The organism is Solibacillus sp. FSL K6-1126, from assembly GCF_038003445.1.
Classification (GTDB): Bacteria; Bacillota; Bacilli; order Bacillales_A; family Planococcaceae; genus Solibacillus; species Solibacillus silvestris.
In genome coordinates this window covers 1,401,622-1,418,529 of sequence record NZ_JBBOPD010000001.1, presented here as the reverse complement: position 1 = coordinate 1,418,529, position 16,908 = coordinate 1,401,622, and the positions used below count along the sequence as shown (strand labels likewise).

The following is a 16,908-nucleotide window of genomic DNA, read 5'->3' as shown; positions in this document are numbered from 1 at the left end:
CAATTCTACCATTGCACATCCTATCAAAAGATCGACCGAATTGCAATAACACAATTTTCCAACGTTCAGTTTGAAAATTTGTAAATTAGCGGACTAATAATGTAAATGAACAACAGCGACCAAACCACAATTCCAATGAATAGACCGAAACCCCATTTAGCTTGCCTGGATAATTTCAACGACTATTCACCCTTTGTTAATGTTAACGGTAAATCATTTACCACTAAATCTTCATAGCTTTCACGTTTGATCGCTAATTGGTGCTCCCCGTTTTCAACGAATACAACGGCCGGTCTTGGAACACGGTTATAGTTTGATGCCATCGAATAACCGTATGCCCCCGTACAGAACATCGCTAAAATATCACCGGTATGTGCATTTTGTAATGACGCATCAATAATTAACTTATCTCCTGACTCACATAGCTTACCTGCAACAGTGTATGTACTTGTTTTTGGGTCATTTGCTTTGTTGGCGATAATCGCTTCATATTTTGCATCGTAAAGTGCCGGACGAATATTATCGCTCATCCCGCCATCAACCGCAATATATTCACGCACATTTGGCACCGTTTTCTGAGAACCGATTGTGTACAGTGATGTACCTGCATCTCCAACTAAAGAACGGCCTGGCTCAATCCAAATTTCCGGCATTGCCAAATTCAGCTTTTTACTTTCCTCCTGAACTGTTCGAATCATATCCGCCACATATTCATGAGGTTCCAAAGGCTTGTCCTCTTCAGTATAGCGGATACCGAAGCCACCGCCCAGATTCAGTACTTGTGCATCAAAACCGTGCTGTTCTTTCCATGCACCCATTTTTTGCATTACTTTGCCCGCTGCTAAACTAAAGCCTTCTGTTTCAAAAATTTGAGAGCCGATGTGGCAATGTAAACCTAATAGCTCGATATGTTCATCGCTTACTACTTGCTTAAATGCCTCATCAGCCTGGCCATTATTTAAGTCAAAGCCAAATTTAGAATCTGCTTGACCTGTTGTAATAAAATCATGTGTATGTGCTTCAACACCTGGTGTTACACGCAATAAAATTTTCATTTTCTGATTTTTCTGCTGTGCGATTTCTTTAATTAACGAAATTTCGTAAAAGTTATCGACTACAATACAACCGATTCCCGTTTCAAACGCCAATTCAAGCTCGGCAACTGATTTATTATTGCCATGGAAATGAATGCGATCTGCCGGGAATCCAGCTTTAATCGCTGTATAAAGTTCTCCGCCTGATACAACATCCAGCGACAGATTTTCCTGCGCAGCTAACTGATATGCCGCAACACAGGCGAATGCTTTAGATGCGTAGGCAACTTGCGCTTTTACACCTAATTGTTCAAATGTACCGATAAAGCCGCGTGAACGTTTACGAATTAACGCTGTATCATAAACGAATAACGGTGTCCCGTATTGTTTTGCCAATTCAATTGTATCTACCCCGCCAATTGTTAAATGACCGAGTTCATTAATTTGCTGTGTTCCATATAAATGCATCGTATTCTCCCCTGACTTAGCTAATCCTCGCTAATATTCTCAAAAATCACAAAATATTATATGAGAACTTTAACATAGGTGTCAAAGTGATGCAATTCATGTTTATACACGTTTTCGCTTTTTTGCGTTCACGATAAATGGCCTTGGTGCATCTTCCGACATCGGTGTTCGAATAACAACACGAGCGAATGCCTTCGGGAAAAACGGTACAAGCGGCCATAAATACGGCACATTCATCGGTTTTAATGAACATAAATAAGTGAAAATCAGGAACGCCCCAATAAAGAATCCATTAATTCCAAATAAAGCGGTTGCGCTTAATAGAATCAAACGGAACACTTTCACCGAAATACTCAATTCGTAGTTTGGAATCGCAAATGTAAAAATGGCAGTAATCGCAGTATAGAGGACAATTTCACTTGAAAATAGTCCAACATCGATCGCAATTTGCCCGATGATAATACCGGCGATCAGTCCCATTGCGGTCGATAACGGTGTTGGTGTATGAATCGCTGCAATTCGCAAATATTCAATCCCGATATCCGCAATTAATATTTGCAGGAATATAGGAATTTCACCTTTCTCATTTATCCCGATAAACGCTAACCTATCGGGGAGCAGCTCCGGATGTGTAACGAGTAAATACCAGTAAGGAAGTAAAAGAAAGCTTAAAATAACCGCTCCAAAACGAAGGAACCGCATTATCGTACCGACCAGCGGCGCCTGACGATATTCTTCCGCATGCTGCAGCAAATGGAACATCGTGACAGGGACAAGCATGACAGAAGGCGATGTATCGACCATTATCGCAATATGCCCCTCTAAAATATGGGCGGCTACAATATCAGGCCGCTCCGTATAACGGACAAACGGCAAAGGATGATATTTTTGCTTAAACAGCCATTCCTCCAACGATTTGTCACTCATCGTTAATCCATCATGATCAATTTGCTGAAGCCGTTCACGGATCCATTCTAAATGACGTTCGTTTACCAGATCATCCAAATACGAAAGTACGATATCTGTCTGGCCATAGGTCGTTACGTGGTGCATATGAAATCGCAGCTTTTCACTTCGAATCCGTCGACGAATCAGTGCCGTATTCAAAATAATATTTTCTGCAAAACCATCCCGCGAACCGCGAATAACCTTTTCATTATCCGGTTCTTCCGGATTCCGTCCCGGATAATTCCGAAATTCCGTCAAATAGCAGTAACCGCTTTTCGTAACAAACCCTACTCGCCCACTTAAAACTCCGAGCATAAAGTCATCAATCGACGACGCTAAATCTACTCCGAAGAAGTTGAAGTGGGCGTGAAAATAATCCTGTTCATCCAGTATTTCTTCATCATCGTTGTCCCGTTGTAAATCAGACAGTATTTCCGTCAGACTGTCTCCATTGATGAGACCGCTCACATATACCATTAATGTCGGTAAATTTTTTATCGTAATTTCTTTAATACATAAATCAAAGTTCTTCTCTGGCTCAAATTTTGAATTGAAGAAGCCTTCTGCAATTTTCATTGATGTAAAAAGCTGATTTGTCATTTTTTCACCGCTTATTCATATTTAGTCTAATACACCATGGAGTAATTGCGGGTCACTTAACTTATCTGCTTAATGTAGACTGATCCATCCATGATTTCAACTGGGCTAGTATTTTCTTTTCCAATCGTGATACTTGTACTTGTGAGATACCGAGACGATCGGCAATTTCCGTCTGGGTTAAATCCAGATAATAGCGGAAATAAATGATCGATTGTTCCCGTTTCCCTAGTCTCTTCAACATGTCTTTTAATGGAACGTAGTCAAATGCAAGCTCAGACTTATCGTCCCGCATCTGATCCATTAATGTAATGGAATCTCCATCATTTTCAAAGAGCTGATCATGCAAACTAGCCGGATCACGCATCGCGTCAGTTGCCAATAAAATATCTTCTTGTGAAACTTGCAAGATTTCAGCCAGCTCTGCAACAGATGGAGGTTTTTCATTCGTTTTTAAATAGTCATCAGTCGCATGACGAATTTTGTAATTCAATTCCCGAATAGAACGACTTACCTTTACCATACCGTCATCTCTTAAAAAACGTTGAATCTCCCCAATAATCATCGGCACTGCATATGTGGAAAATTTCACTTCATAGGACAAGTCGAATTTATCAACCGATTTCATTAAGCCAATACAGCCAATTTGAAACAAATCTTCCAGTTCAACACCCCTTGATGCGAAGCGTTGAACGATAGACCAAACAAGTCTAGTATTTCCTTCAATCATCGTTTTTCTCGCAACTTGATCGCCTTGTTGTGACTTTGCGATTAGTTCACGCATATAAGCTTGCGTTAATAACGTTTCAGATGACTGCTCGATGTTCCCCATCCCCTTATTTCGTTATGTCACGAGTGTCCCTATTGGCAAAATTTGTTTTGTGAATGTTACGACTGTGCCTTTTCCTAGTACGGATTCTACTTGCAGGAAATCCGAAAAACTTTCCATAATTGTAAAGCCCATTCCGGAACGTTCAAGCTCCGGCTTCGTTGTAAATAATGGCTCACGTGCTTGTTCGATATCTTCAATTCCGCAACCTTCATCTTTAATTGTCACACTGACTTCCGAACCGTAACGAACCGCATAAACCGTAATAATGCCATGCGGATTATCGGCATAACCATGGATAATGGCATTCGATACAGCTTCTGATACGATTGTTTTACATTCCGATAGCTCTTCAATTGTCGGATCGAGTTGTGCCAAAAAGCTTGTGACGGCAATACGTGCCAACCCTTCATTTTCACTGCGCGCCAAAAAAGTTAGCGTCATTTCGTTATCCATTGACAATCCCCCTCGCTGTGTGAAATAACTTGCTGTTCAGATGCAAATTGTATGAGATTTCCTAAACCGGAATACTGGAATATTTTCTGCATCGTTTTTGACGGATTTAACAAAATTGTTTGTCCATCGACAGCTCGGAGTTCTCGCATTCTGCCAAGCACTAATCCAATTCCGGAACTGTCCATAAAATGCAAATGCTCTAAATTCCAGACGAGTAATTTTACATTTCCTTGTAAAATAGCTTTCGATATATGTGTTCTCACTTTTTCTGTCTCATGATGATCCAGTTCGCCAAATAGTTGGACAATCAATACATCATTTGGATACATCGTTAAATTAAAGTTCACCTACATCGCCTCCTTCTTGCATGCAAATTCGGCAAGTTCAGAAATAATCCTATCTAGCTGACAAAACTAGTGTTCATTCGTTAAAAATAGTGCTCCTGCGACAACTAAAATCAGTATAGGTAACGCGGTCTATTTTTAATCATCCTGCACATGAAAAAAGAGACTGAACAGAAAGTATTACCTTTCCATTCAGTCTCTTATTCTTTGTTCTTTTTCAGAAATTTATACATGTTATATTGTGGCTTCGGTCAATTTATTCTGTGCCTGCACTTCATGCTCCGATAGCGGGATGCCATTTGCTAGCAATTGGCATTCTTTAAACGCATAATGTGTGCATCCAATACAATTATTCACCTCGATATACTGGCATGCCGCTGATATTGCGTCACTTGTCGTATTATAAAAATGTTCCGCTTCCATTAAATCATACAAACCGCTTCGCTTTAGCATTTGCTCTAATCCTGGCTGAACATTTGTTACGAAAACTTTACCACCGTAAGAGTTTATATTTTGAAGGATATTGCGGAAATATTCTTCCCCTGTCGAATCGATATACGGCACTTTTCGCATACGAAGGATAAACACTTTCGGACGTTGCTGTATTGTCTTCAGCATTGTCTGTTCAAACTTTTCGGCAGCGCCAAAAAATAGAGGACCTTCTATTGTATAAATACTGATTTGCGGACAATCATGAAAATCCGGTACAATCTGAGGATGCACCTTACCGTTCTCCCTGTCCAAATTCGGCAGTACTTTGGAAACAGTCAGGCTATCGCTCATGCTTTTCGCAAATAGGATCACCGCTAAAATGAGTCCAGCCATTACAGCAACCGTTAAGCTCATAAATACTGTCAGTAAAAATGTAATACATAGAACAAGCGAATCTCCGGATTTCAATTTTAGAATGTGCGCGAAATGGTGCCGTTCGCTCATATTCCATGCGACCATCATGAGTACAGGTGCTAAACTCGCAAGTGGGATATGTACCGCGAATGGCGCGAGCAATAATAGCGTGACTAAAACGAAGATCCCATGGATTACCCCTGACATTGGCGAAACAGCACCGGATTTAATATTAGTAGCCGTTCGTGCAATTGCCCCGGTAGCAGGTATTCCTCCAAAAAACGGTGTCACAATATTGGCAACCCCTTGCCCGATCAGTTCCCGGTTACTGTTATGTTTGCTGTTCGTCATGCCGTCTGCAACAACCGCCGATAACAGCGATTCAATCCCGCCGAGCATTGCAATGACAAACGCCGGTCCGATGAGCATGTAAATACGTTCAAATGTTATTTCCGGTATGTGGAACTGAGGAAGTGTATTCGGTATTGCACCATATGTGGAGCCAATTGTGGCAACATCCCCCTGTAAAAAAAGTACCGTTACAACAGAGGACACAATTATGCCGATAAGGGCACCCGGTACTTTCGGTAAAACTTTCGGTGCCATAAGTATGAATGCGAAACTTATCATTGCAACAAGTAAACTATAAAAATTAACGGTATCAATATTGGAAGCGATTTCATAAACGTTCATATGAAACTCCTCATGCTGCTCCATATTGGTTAACCCTAAAAAATTTCCGATTTGTCCAGTAAAAATAATGACGGCAATTCCTGCTGTAAAGCCTACTGTAACAGGCCTCGGGATAAATTTGATCAGTGACCCCATCCTGAAAATCCCCATCAGCAGCAGCATAACCCCCGCCATTAAACCTGCGATGAGCAAGTTCTCATACCCGTAAACGAGCACAACCCCAAGCAAAACCGGAACGAAAGCACCTGTCGGACCGCCAATTTGGAATTTTGAACCTCCTAATAAGGAAATTAAAATACCTGCGATAATTGCCGTGTAAATGCCGTATTCCGGTTTGACCCCTGAGGCAATGGCAAAACTCATCGCCAGCGGTACAGCAATAATCCCGACAATCGTCCCGGATAACAAATCCTTTTTGAAATGGGCGAATGAATAGCCTTCAAATCTTCTCGACCACTTAACTTTCATAGTATCCCTTCTTCTTATAAATATTCATAAAACAGAATTTTTATTACCTTAAGCAGTAATATACTTCTTAGTTTAACATATTTGTAAAATATTTAAAGCACAAAAAAGTCTTCCGTAACCCATACTGGACTGCGAAAGACTCTTAATTTTTGTTATTGTGTAATAATGGCTTCGATTAATTTCGGTGTTTCGACTTTTTCTGCAGAAATGTATACATGTGCATAAATCTTTTCCAATACTGCGTCGACATCTTCTGTATTGGCATGAATTGTCATAAGCGATTCGCCTACTTCGACCTGATCGCCTACTTTTTTATGAAGGACAAGCCCTACCGCTAAGTCAATTTCAGATTCCTTCGTTGCACGACCTGCACCAAGAAGCATTGCAGCTGTTCCGATATCATCCGCTTCAATTTTTGAGACATAGCCTGCCTGTTTTGCAGGTACATCAAATTTGAATTTAGCCTGAGGTAAACGGGATGGGTCATCAACGACTGAAGCATTTCCGCCTTGTGCAGCGATGAATTTTTTCAGTACTTCCAATGCTGCTCCACTTGCAACAACTTCCTCCAGCATTTTTCGAGCTTCTTCGATTGTTTTTGCTTTTCCGCCAACAACAACCATTTGAGAGCCTAATGTATAGCAAAGTTCATTTAAATCAGCTGGACCTTTACCTTTTAATGTATCGATTGCTTCCTGAACTTCAAGGGCATTTCCGATTGCATATCCTAAAGGTTGACTCATATCAGAAATAATCGCCATTGTTTTACGACCAACGCTGTTTCCGATTTTCACCATCGCTTCAGCCAATTTAATTGAATCTTCAACTGTTTTCATAAATGCGCCGTCACCAGTTTTAACATCGAGGACAATCGCATCTGCACCTGCAGCAATTTTCTTCGACATAATTGAACCGGCAATTAGCGGAATGCTTGAAACTGTTCCTGTAACGTCACGTAGCGCATAAAGCTTTTTATCTGCTGGTGTTAAGTTACCTGATTGACCAATTACAGCCATTCCGATATCATTTACCTGTTTTGAAAACTCTTCACTTGATAACTCAACGTGGAAACCTTCAATCGCCTCAAGCTTATCGATCGTACCGCCTGTATGACCTAAACCGCGACCACTCATTTTTGCTACCGGAACACCGACAGCTGCTACCATTGCAGTTAATGGTAATGTCGTTGTATCGCCAACTCCGCCTGTTGAATGCTTGTCTACTTTTACACCAGCAATTGAAGAAAGGTCTATTTGATCACCAGACTCAACCATTGCCATTGTTAAATCCGCGCGTTCGCGATCTGTCATATCCTGAAAGTAAATAGCCATACATAACGCACTTGCCTGATAATCAGGAATCGTGCCATCAGTATATCCTTCTACAAAGAAGCGAATCTCAGCGGTTGTCAACTCTTCGCCGTTACGTTTTTTTTCAATAATATCTACCATTCTCATGTGGAAAATCCTCCTTATTTCAGCTCTGCTAAAAAGCTTTTTCCGAACTGCGGTGCCGCAATATTAAAATTATCTGCAATTGTTGCTGCAATATCCGCAAATGTTTCACGTAACTCTAATTCTGCCCCAGCTGTAAAGCGCGGTGAGTAAACAATTAATGGTACGTATTCACGTGTATGGTCTGTACCAGGGAATGTCGGGTCGTTCCCGTGATCTGCCGTAATAATCAGCAAATCATCTGCTGACAAAGCATCCAGAACTTCCGGTAAACGACGGTCAAATTCTTCCAATGCTTGACCATAGCCAATTGGATCACGTCGGTGTCCAAAATTCGCATCGAAGTCCACTAGGTTCAAGAAGCTAATGCCATGGAAATCACGACGAACAACTTCCGCCATCTTATCCATACCGTCCGTGTTGTCTTTCGTACGGATCGCTTCTGTTACCCCGTCACCATTAAAGATGTCCGAGATTTTACCGATTGCAATCACATCAAGATTCGAGTCCTTCATTTCAGCCATTGTTGTGCGTCCAAATGGCGTTAATGCATAGTCATGACGGTTTGATGTACGCGTAAAATTGCCTGGTTGGCCAACGAACGGACGGGCAATGACACGACCTACTAAAAATTCAGCGTCCAACGTTAGTTCACGTGCAATTTCACAAATTTTATAAAGTTCTTCTACTGGAATAATTTCTTCATGTGCTGCAATTTGCATAACCGGGTCTGCCGATGTATACACAATAATTGCACCTGTTTCCATATGTTCCGGACCGTAATCGTCAATGACAGCGGTTCCACTGTACGGTAAATTACAAAGCACTTTGCGGCCAGTTGCAGCTTCCAACTTAGAAATCAGTTCTTCAGGAAAGCCTTCAGGATATACTTTAAACGGCGTATCGATGTTAAGCCCCATAATCTCCCAGTGACCCGTCATTGTATCTTTACCAACAGATGCTTCTTGCATCATGCCGTAAAATGCAGCCGGTTCTTCAGTTTTATTAATCCCTTTAAGTTCACGAATATTCGATAAACCCAATTTCTCCATATTCGGCATATTTAAGCCATTCATTTTTTCTGCGATATGTCCTAATGTATTTGAGCCAGCATCGCCAAATTTATCGGCATCCGGTGCTTCACCGATACCAACAGAGTCCATTACAATTACATGTATTTTTTTAAACGGTTGCATAATGCTTTCAACTCCTCTTCTTTCATTCTATTTTACATAAAACGTCTAAATAAAGTAAAGGTCAGACATCCGATTTCAGAAAGAATTATTTTTAATAGAAAAAAGTAAGCTTCCCATTAGTCTTACGTGTTTATGCCGTTTTTAAGCACGCGGATGGAATTGTTTATATACTTCCGATAAACGAGTTTTGCTTACATGTGTATAAATCTGGGTCGTCGATATATCTGCGTGTCCTAAAAGCTCCTGTACTGCACGTAGATCTGCCCCGTTTTCTATCAGATGTGTCGCAAAGGAATGACGCAGAACATGCGGTGTAATCTCTTTGGAAATACCTGCTGTAGCTGCATGCTCTTTAATGATCTTCCAGCAGCCTTGTCTTGTGAATCTTTTCCCTCTCTGTGTAATGAAAAACGCATCATTTTTTAATGCATCACCTAAAAGCTGAGGCCGTGCCTGTTCCAAATAATTGATACATGCCTGAATCGCACTTCGACCGAGTGGAATAATCCGCTCTTTACCGCCTTTACCAAACACACGGACAAAGCCCATCGTCAAATGAACATCCTCCAAGTTCAGGTCAATCAGTTCGCTTATACGCATACCGGAACCATACATCATTTCCAAAATCGCTATATCCCGCGTGCCCTGTGGTTTTTCAACGGACGGTGCTGTCAAAAGTGCATCAATTTCTTCTATTGATAATACTTTTGGTAAGGACAGTTCTTTTTTAGGCATTTCCAAATGAACGGTAGGATCTTGATTTGTCACCTTTTCCCTCAATAAAAACTGATGAAAGGAACGAATCGATGAAATTTGTCTTGAAATCGTCTTCGATGACTTCCCTACAGAACGTAAGCTGTCCAAATAAAGCAAAATATGTTCGCGCATAACGTTATCAAATTCCATAATCTGCTGTTCATAATGGATGTGACGGGCATATGCGACTAAATCACGCTTATAGGATTGTAGTGTATTATCAGAAAGCTGCCGTTCCACTTTAATAAAATGTAGATAATCTTCTATTGAATCTTTTAAAGCTTGCATAAAAATCGCCCCTCTTGCATTCTATACATCTATATTACCATTTTCGTACAATTGAAGTGTTGTTTTATCCTTCGATGATCCATTTTTTCAACAAAACACACTGTTCATATGTAATAGCTTCCATTTACAAAATGTACTATTTGCGGTATTCTTGAAAGTAAAACGTGACAGATAGAGGTGATAATTTGGGATCGACAAACTAAAAATCGGAGAGCTTGCTGCAGCAACAGGTGTAACAAAACGAACTATTGATTATTATACGAATTTGGGCCTTCTAAAAGTTGAACGTTCGGCATCCAATTATCGCTATTATGATAAAGAGATGATTGAGCGTATACACTGGATTGAAGAGCAGAAGAAGCTTGGCAAATGCCTTGAAGAGATTCACAGCTTACTTGGCCCTTCTAAAGAAGAACCCGAAGAAATTGATATTCAGGATATTCGATTGCAAATGCGTAAGCTTGAACATGATGTAACGGTATTAATGGAGCATTTAGATGACAAAGAGCGGCAGAAGCTTCGAAAAAAAGTGTCGCCTGAAAGTGTTGCACTCATGCAATCACTATTATTAATTTTAAATAACTAGGAGGTGAACGTTCTACTTCGTGAGTAGGACGCTCGTTTGACCACAATCATTAACTTAATTATTTTCTCGGTTTTAATCGCTTTTACTGCCTTTTTCGTTGCAACGGAATTTGCAATCGTAAAAGTACGTCAATCCCGTATTGACCAACTTGTAGCTGAAGGTAAAGCCGGTTCCATTTCAGCTAAAAATGTAACAACCCACCTTGATGAATATTTATCGGCCTGTCAATTAGGTATTACGGTAACAGCACTAGGAATCGGTATGGTCGGTGAATCCACATTTGAGTTTATACTTCACCCACTGTTCGAATCGATCGGAATTGGCACAGAATATATTCATTGGTTTACATTAGGTGGCGCATTCTTTTTAGCGACATTCTTCCACGTAGTTGTAGGTGAACTTGCACCTAAAACGATTGCTATTCAAAGAGCAGAAGCTATTACACTGGCATTCGCAAAGCCTATTCAATTATTCTATAAGCTTATGTTCCCTTTAATCTGGCTATTAAATGGTTCTGCACGTTTATTATTAAAATTGTTCGGTATGCGACCAGCGAGCGAACATGAACTCTCACATACTGAAGAGGAATTGCGCCTGCTTCTATCGGAGAGCTACAAATCCGGTGAGATTAATGTCAATGAATTAAAATATGTAAACAATGTGTTTGAATTCGACGATAAAATCGCACGTGAAATTATGGTTCCCCGAACAGATATTATCGGTTTCGATGTAACTGCAACGTTCGAGGAAGTGTTAACACAAGTTTCAGAGGAACGCTATACCCGCTACCCGGTTTACAATGGGGACCGCGATAATATATTAGGTTTTTTAAATATTAAAGATTTTTTAACACTTGGTATGAATAACAGGATTGACCCGGTAACATTTAAGCTTGAAGACTTCATCAATCCAGTTATCCATACAATTGAAACAACGCCTATTCAAAGTTTACTTCAGATTATGCAGAAAAAACGTATTCACATTGCCATTTTGCTCGATGAATACGGTGGTACTAGCGGCATGATTACCGTTGAAGATATATTGGAAGAACTTGTTGGTGAAATCCGTGATGAGTTTGACGATGATGAAGTTTCAGATATTCGGAAAATCGGTGAAGACCATTATTTAGTCTACTCGAAAGTATTGCTTGAAGATATTTCTAAATTGCTCTTTCTGGACATCGAAGACGCGAATGTTGATACAATCGGCGGCTGGTACTTCACAAACATGCCTGACCTGAATATTGAAGATACATTTATATTTGAAAACTATGCATTTAAGATCCATGAAATTGATGGCCATCAGCTACAATTTTTAGAGATCAAAAAAGTGCATGATCTTATTGAACAGTAACCTGTATCCAAGATAATTTTCATCTGTATGCACATTCTCCTGAAAGTTTAATACGACAGTATGAATCTCGTAACGTTTTAATTGTAAGAGCTTCGGGAATACAATAAGTATTCATACAAAAGGAGAGTGTATATATATGGCAATTATCAAATCAGTAGAAAACGGTGTGCAAGCAAAATCAGTAATCGAATCATTTATTACCGAGGGCTATGATCGCGATCATATTCATGTTTTCGCAAACAGCAACAAGCGTGCAGAAGACATTGCAGACTTTTTCAATGTGGATGCAAGCAAAACGCCTGAAACAACAGAAGATGACAAAGGATTCCTGGCATCGATCAAAAACTTCTTCCAAAGTACTCCTGAAGATTTGCACCACCAGCTTGCTGATATTGGTGTAGGCGAAAGTGAACATGCATCAGCAAAGAATGATCTGGATGCCGGTAAGGTCTTGATTGTTGCCCATCATCCTGGGAAATAAATAAAAATATTAAAAGAGGTTGGGACTTAACCCAGAAATGCCATTTTTCTCTGAGAGAAAAATGGCATTTTTTTGCTGAGCGTTAAAAATTGATTTCCATTCCGGGACGCTTTCCGCGGGCGTGGCCTGAGCCTGTAGTCTCAGGCGTCACGCTATTCCCGCAGGAGTCGCCCTTCATTCCAATCAATTTTATAAAATATCCGTTTCTTAATAAGGTTTTTCTCCTTAGTTAATGAAATTTCTTCTTCTGTCTCAACCTCTTTTTTACTGTCTGCTGAGAACTAATTGGATTTCTCCGTCTATTCCACGAACGAGCCAGTGAACATAGAATTCTTCAATTCTATTTTTACACACAAAAAAAGAACAGCTGGATACGCTGCTCTTTTTTTGATTATAGATTATGCATCGCTGTCTCCAGAGTTGTCATTATTGTCATGACAACGCCAGCAGATGCCATGGAATGTCAGACGGTGATCTTTGATAATAAAGTTCCAACGTTTCTCCACAATTTCTTCTACATCTTCTAGTAAATCTTCTTGAATTTCATCTACTGCGCCACATTCGATACAAACTAAATGATGATGGAAATGCTTCGCGCCCTCTTGACGTAAATCATAACGGGATACGCCATCACCAAAATTAATTTTATCGACAATTTTCAGCTCTGTTAAAAGCTCCAGTGTACGGTATACAGTAGCTAGTCCAATCTCTGGTGCCTTTTCTTTTACTAATAAGTAAACATCCTCAGCACTTAAATGATCTTCCTCATGCTCCAATAAAACCGCTACTGTTGCTTCTCGCTGTGGCGTCAGCTTATAGCTCGCACTATGCAGTTGCTTTTTAATTCGATCAATACGGCTCTCCATATGTGACGCCCTCCTAAACTCTTTTCATTATACCAAATGAGTAAATCTCATTACAAGATAATGATTATTTAAATAAATAAGTAATTGCTAAATATTCGACTGCAAAAACAATTATCATCACCACTATAAGGAAAATTACCTTTTTCCATGGCATCACCGTTTTCAATGCTCGTCTATTTGTAGTTTTAGTTGTTATTTGGTAAAGCATAATTAACAATACACAATATATTAACTGAAACGGAAACCACCAAAATGCATAGAGTTTAATAGATTCATGCTGTACGAGTAAATAGACCGAGCTAAAGCCTAAAAATGTTACTTTAATCGCAATAAAAATAAGGCCGATACGCGGCAAATATTTATGTGTCGAAAAGAATAATACAATACTTAAGGCAACTATGAAAGGAACTACACTCCAAAGCAGTTCAGGTTTTTCCATTTGGAGCAGTCTACGATCACTATATTTAATAATTTGCTGCACTTGTCCAATATCGAATAACTGATAACATACCACACCACAAATGAAACATACGACAATCATCGAAGTATATTGAATATATAGATATTTACGCATTTGGACGCCTCCTTGTCCATACAACTTATGCACATAAATTGTCCTTATGCGTAAACAATTATTGATTTAAATATTCATTTTTAACTTCAACCATAAAATCGCAAAAGCCGTTTTGGCATCGTAAATACGGCCGTCCGCAACCATCGCTTCAGCTTCTTCCAGCGATACTTCCATTAACTCTACAAATTCATCTTCATCCAAATCAACCGGAATGTCTAATTTTTTTAACTTTTCGACTACGTAAATATGAATAATTTCATCCGCAAATCCCGGGGAAGTTGCGAAAGCCTGAACAAATTCGAAATGATCAGACGTATACCCCGTTTCTTCCTCCAGCTCACGGCGAGCCGTTACAATAGGCTCCTCCCCTTTTTCCAGCTTACCGGCAGGAATCTCTATAATGGAACGTTCAAGAGCTTTACGGTATTGTTCCACAAGTAAAATTTTATTGTTTTCTGTGATGGCAATTACTGCAACTGCACCTGGATGATTAATAATTTCGCGCTTCCCTGTTTCACCATTCGGAAGCGATACATCGTCTACTTTTAATGAAATAACCTTCCCGGAATAAATAGGTTGGGATTGAATTGTTTTTTCTTCAAATTTTTTCATGACCATGCCTCCACTTGTTCTCTTGCTTCTATTCATTGTACCATTAGTAAGAGCTTTTCTAAAATATTGAACCAGGGAGGAAATTAAGATGAAAAAACGACAATTAGGTACAAGCAATCTTCATATTTCTGAAATTAGTCTAGGCTGTATGTCATTACCTCCAAATCCAGCAGAAGCAGAAGAGGTCATTCATGCTGCAATTGATGCAGGCATTAATTATTTTGATACCGCAGACCTGTATAATAAGGGAGAAAATGAAAAAGTTGTTGGCACTGCACTGAAACAACACCGCCACAATATTTACCTGGCATCAAAAGTCGGAAATCGTTGGGAAGAAGGAAAGGAAGGATGGGGCTGGGATACGTCCGCAAATTATATTAATAAAGCTGTACGTGACAGTCTGCAGCGTCTACAGACCGATTACCTGGATCTTTACCAGCTACATGGCGGAACGACTGAAGATAATTGGGAAGGAATTACCGACACATTTGAAAGCCTGAAAAAAGAAGGACTTATTCGCGAATATGGCATTTCCTCCATCCGACCGAATGTGTTCATGCCATTTCTGCAAAACAGTGATGCAATCAGCAATATGATGCAGTTTAATATTTTTGATGAACGTGCAAGTGAATTCTTCGATTTGATTCAACAGACTGGCGCTTCTGTGGTAATACGCGGATCAATTGCAAAAGGCTTGCTGACAAATGAATGGCGCACACGCTTAAAGCCCTTTATGAGTTACGATGAAGCGGCTGCAAACGATGTATTGCAGAAAATCGAACAGCAATTCGGCGATGTTCATGCAGCAGCCCTCGCTTTCAATTTACAGTATCCAACGGTTGCTTCAACAGTCATCGGTGCGCGTACACTTACACAACTGAAACAAAATCTGGATGCCTATGAAAAAGCGCAATCGCTGCAAAATATTTCGGAGATCGACAAATGGACGAAAACCGACCGTTACACTGAGCATAGATGAAAAAATGGATTGCTCTTGTCATTGTCGGGGTAATGGTGGTCATCGTCATGTCCAATATGAGCTATGAACAGCAAACGATTATTCCGGCGTTAAAAGACCTTTTAAAAGACAAGCCATTTGAAGAATGGTTAAGTCAATTTGAAATTCCTTATTGGGGAAAAATTATATCAGTCGATACTCGCGGCTACTTTCAATTCCTTGAATTTCTTATTCGGAAAGCAACGCATTTTTTCGGCTACGGTTTATTAGCGGTTATAGTCTATATTTTGTATCGGAAACTGAAATGGCGCTTTGCAGCATTGCTTGCCTTTATTACTACCGTACTGATCGCAAGTCTCGATGAATATCGCCAAAGTACGATCCCGGGTCGCAGCGGCCTCGTTGAAGATGTCGTACTCGATGCATGTGGCGCACTGACATTGTTAGTGTTGGCAAAACTTATTTTTGTTGTATTAAAAAAAGTAGGTAGGACATAACCAAAAGCCATTTTTCTCCGGGAGAAAAATGGCTTTTTGCTGTGCTTAAAAATTGATTTCCATTCCGGGACTCTTTCCGCGGGCGTGAGGCCAACAGGATGTTGGTCACAAAAGCGTTGCCACAGGACGTGGCGTTCTTAGCTTTTGTTCCTAGTCTCAGGCGTCACGCTATTCCCGCAGGAAGCTTGCTTGTAGCGAAAGGCATAGCCGTCAGCTAATGTTTTCACAGTGCGAAAGGTGAAACCGTCAGCACGAACACTCGCCCTCCATTCCAATCAATTTTATAAAATCCGTTTCTTAATAAGAATTTTCTGTTTAAGCTTCTAGCGGGCCGTTTCGGATACCCGTTAAAATTTTGAACCTTTGTCACCGTATTGATTTAACAGTTCTTCAAAGCTCATATTTTTTTCGCGTTGTTTTCGTTCAAATGCCGCTTTTGCCAGACGTTCTTCCTCTTTCGCCTTTTCGTCTGCCACCATTTCCTGCTTCGCTGCCTTTAGCTTGGCCAATACATCGCCGCCTAGCTGATCGGCCAATGTTGCCGCCTTATCCTTTGGAAGCTCGAATTCATTCGTCGTTCTTTGCTGTTTCTTTTTTGCCATTA

General features: G+C 40.2%; 18 protein-coding genes. 5 read left to right on the top strand and 13 right to left on the bottom strand.

Going from position 1 to position 16,908, the window contains the following annotated elements:
• Positions 1-182: 182 nt before the first annotated feature.
• The 9 genes from lysA to xerD all read right to left on the bottom strand — a co-directional run bounded on the left by lysA (position 183) and on the right by xerD (position 10,377).
• Positions 183-1,502, bottom strand: a complete 1,320-nt coding sequence (gene lysA, locus MHH44_RS06805; protein ID WP_340798119.1) for a diaminopimelate decarboxylase — start codon at positions 1,500-1,502, stop codon at positions 183-185.
• 102 nt (positions 1,503-1,604) lie between these two features.
• Complete coding sequence (locus tag MHH44_RS06800) at positions 1,605-3,050, bottom strand: spore germination protein (protein WP_340798118.1); 1,446 nt, start codon at positions 3,048-3,050, stop codon at positions 1,605-1,607.
• A 61-nt stretch (positions 3,051-3,111) separates the two neighbouring features.
• The gene (locus MHH44_RS06795) at positions 3,112-3,879 is read right to left on the bottom strand and encodes a SigF/SigG family RNA polymerase sporulation sigma factor (RefSeq protein ID WP_079525741.1); all 768 of its coding nucleotides are present in this window, start codon (positions 3,877-3,879) and stop codon (positions 3,112-3,114) included.
• 12 nt (positions 3,880-3,891) lie between these two features.
• Entirely contained in the window at positions 3,892-4,332 is a 441-nt protein-coding gene (gene spoIIAB, locus MHH44_RS06790) for an anti-sigma F factor (protein ID WP_340798117.1), read from the bottom strand.
• On the bottom strand, positions 4,317-4,679 hold the full coding sequence (gene spoIIAA, locus MHH44_RS06785) for an anti-sigma F factor antagonist (RefSeq protein ID WP_008408083.1): 363 nt from the start codon (positions 4,677-4,679) through the stop codon (positions 4,317-4,319). Before spoIIAA ends, spoIIAB begins: the two co-directional genes overlap by 16 nt.
• A gap of 231 nt (positions 4,680-4,910) precedes the next feature.
• Positions 4,911-6,683, bottom strand: a complete 1,773-nt coding sequence (locus tag MHH44_RS06780; RefSeq protein WP_340798116.1) for a SulP family inorganic anion transporter — start codon at positions 6,681-6,683, stop codon at positions 4,911-4,913.
• A gap of 152 nt (positions 6,684-6,835) precedes the next feature.
• Positions 6,836-8,140 (bottom strand): pyrimidine-nucleoside phosphorylase, encoded by a 1,305-nt coding sequence (locus tag MHH44_RS06775; protein ID WP_340798115.1) that lies wholly within the window; start codon positions 8,138-8,140, stop codon positions 6,836-6,838.
• Positions 8,141-8,154: 14 nt separating this feature from the next.
• On the bottom strand, positions 8,155-9,333 hold the full coding sequence (deoB, locus tag MHH44_RS06770; RefSeq protein WP_014824351.1) for a phosphopentomutase: 1,179 nt from the start codon (positions 9,331-9,333) through the stop codon (positions 8,155-8,157).
• Between the two features lie 141 nt (positions 9,334-9,474).
• Positions 9,475-10,377 (bottom strand): site-specific tyrosine recombinase XerD, encoded by a 903-nt coding sequence (gene xerD / locus MHH44_RS06765; protein ID WP_014824352.1) that lies wholly within the window; start codon positions 10,375-10,377, stop codon positions 9,475-9,477.
• A gap of 190 nt (positions 10,378-10,567) precedes the next feature.
• Between xerD and MHH44_RS06760 the strand changes: the two genes are divergently transcribed.
• The 3 genes from MHH44_RS06760 (at position 10,568) to MHH44_RS06750 (ending at position 12,797) form a co-directional block, all read left to right on the top strand.
• Entirely contained in the window at positions 10,568-10,963 is a 396-nt protein-coding gene (locus MHH44_RS06760; RefSeq protein ID WP_306460343.1) for a MerR family transcriptional regulator, read from the top strand.
• A gap of 36 nt (positions 10,964-10,999) precedes the next feature.
• On the top strand, positions 11,000-12,316 hold the full coding sequence (locus tag MHH44_RS06755; RefSeq protein WP_339264075.1) for a hemolysin family protein: 1,317 nt from the start codon (positions 11,000-11,002) through the stop codon (positions 12,314-12,316).
• Positions 12,317-12,452: 136 nt separating this feature from the next.
• Entirely contained in the window at positions 12,453-12,797 is a 345-nt protein-coding gene (locus tag MHH44_RS06750; RefSeq protein WP_008408074.1) for a general stress protein, read from the top strand.
• Between the two features lie 398 nt (positions 12,798-13,195).
• Here the strand turns inward: MHH44_RS06750 and fur are convergent, their stop codons facing one another.
• The 3 genes from fur to MHH44_RS06735 all read right to left on the bottom strand — a co-directional run bounded on the left by fur (position 13,196) and on the right by MHH44_RS06735 (position 14,849).
• Entirely contained in the window at positions 13,196-13,663 is a 468-nt protein-coding gene (fur, locus tag MHH44_RS06745) for a ferric iron uptake transcriptional regulator (RefSeq protein WP_008408071.1), read from the bottom strand.
• 64 nt (positions 13,664-13,727) lie between these two features.
• Positions 13,728-14,237, bottom strand: a complete 510-nt coding sequence (locus MHH44_RS06740; RefSeq protein ID WP_008408069.1) for a hypothetical protein — start codon at positions 14,235-14,237, stop codon at positions 13,728-13,730.
• Between the two features lie 66 nt (positions 14,238-14,303).
• Positions 14,304-14,849 carry an NUDIX hydrolase gene (locus MHH44_RS06735; protein ID WP_340798114.1) on the bottom strand — a complete coding sequence of 182 codons (546 nt, stop codon included), beginning with the start codon at positions 14,847-14,849 and terminating at the stop codon, positions 14,304-14,306.
• Positions 14,850-14,937: 88 nt separating this feature from the next.
• Between MHH44_RS06735 and MHH44_RS06730 the strand changes: the two genes are divergently transcribed.
• Both MHH44_RS06730 and MHH44_RS06725 read left to right on the top strand, forming a co-directional pair.
• Positions 14,938-15,828 (top strand): aldo/keto reductase, encoded by an 891-nt coding sequence (locus MHH44_RS06730; RefSeq protein WP_340798113.1) that lies wholly within the window; start codon positions 14,938-14,940, stop codon positions 15,826-15,828.
• A complete protein-coding gene (locus tag MHH44_RS06725) occupies positions 15,825-16,304 on the top strand; it encodes a VanZ family protein (RefSeq protein WP_340798112.1) in 480 nt (159 codons plus the stop codon). Before MHH44_RS06730 ends, MHH44_RS06725 begins: the two co-directional genes overlap by 4 nt.
• Positions 16,305-16,651: 347 nt before the next feature.
• On the opposite strand, the gene MHH44_RS06720 is transcribed toward MHH44_RS06725, so the two are convergent.
• Positions 16,652-16,906, bottom strand: a complete 255-nt coding sequence (locus MHH44_RS06720) for a YqkE family protein (protein ID WP_008408065.1) — start codon at positions 16,904-16,906, stop codon at positions 16,652-16,654.
• Positions 16,907-16,908 lie beyond the last annotated feature (2 nt).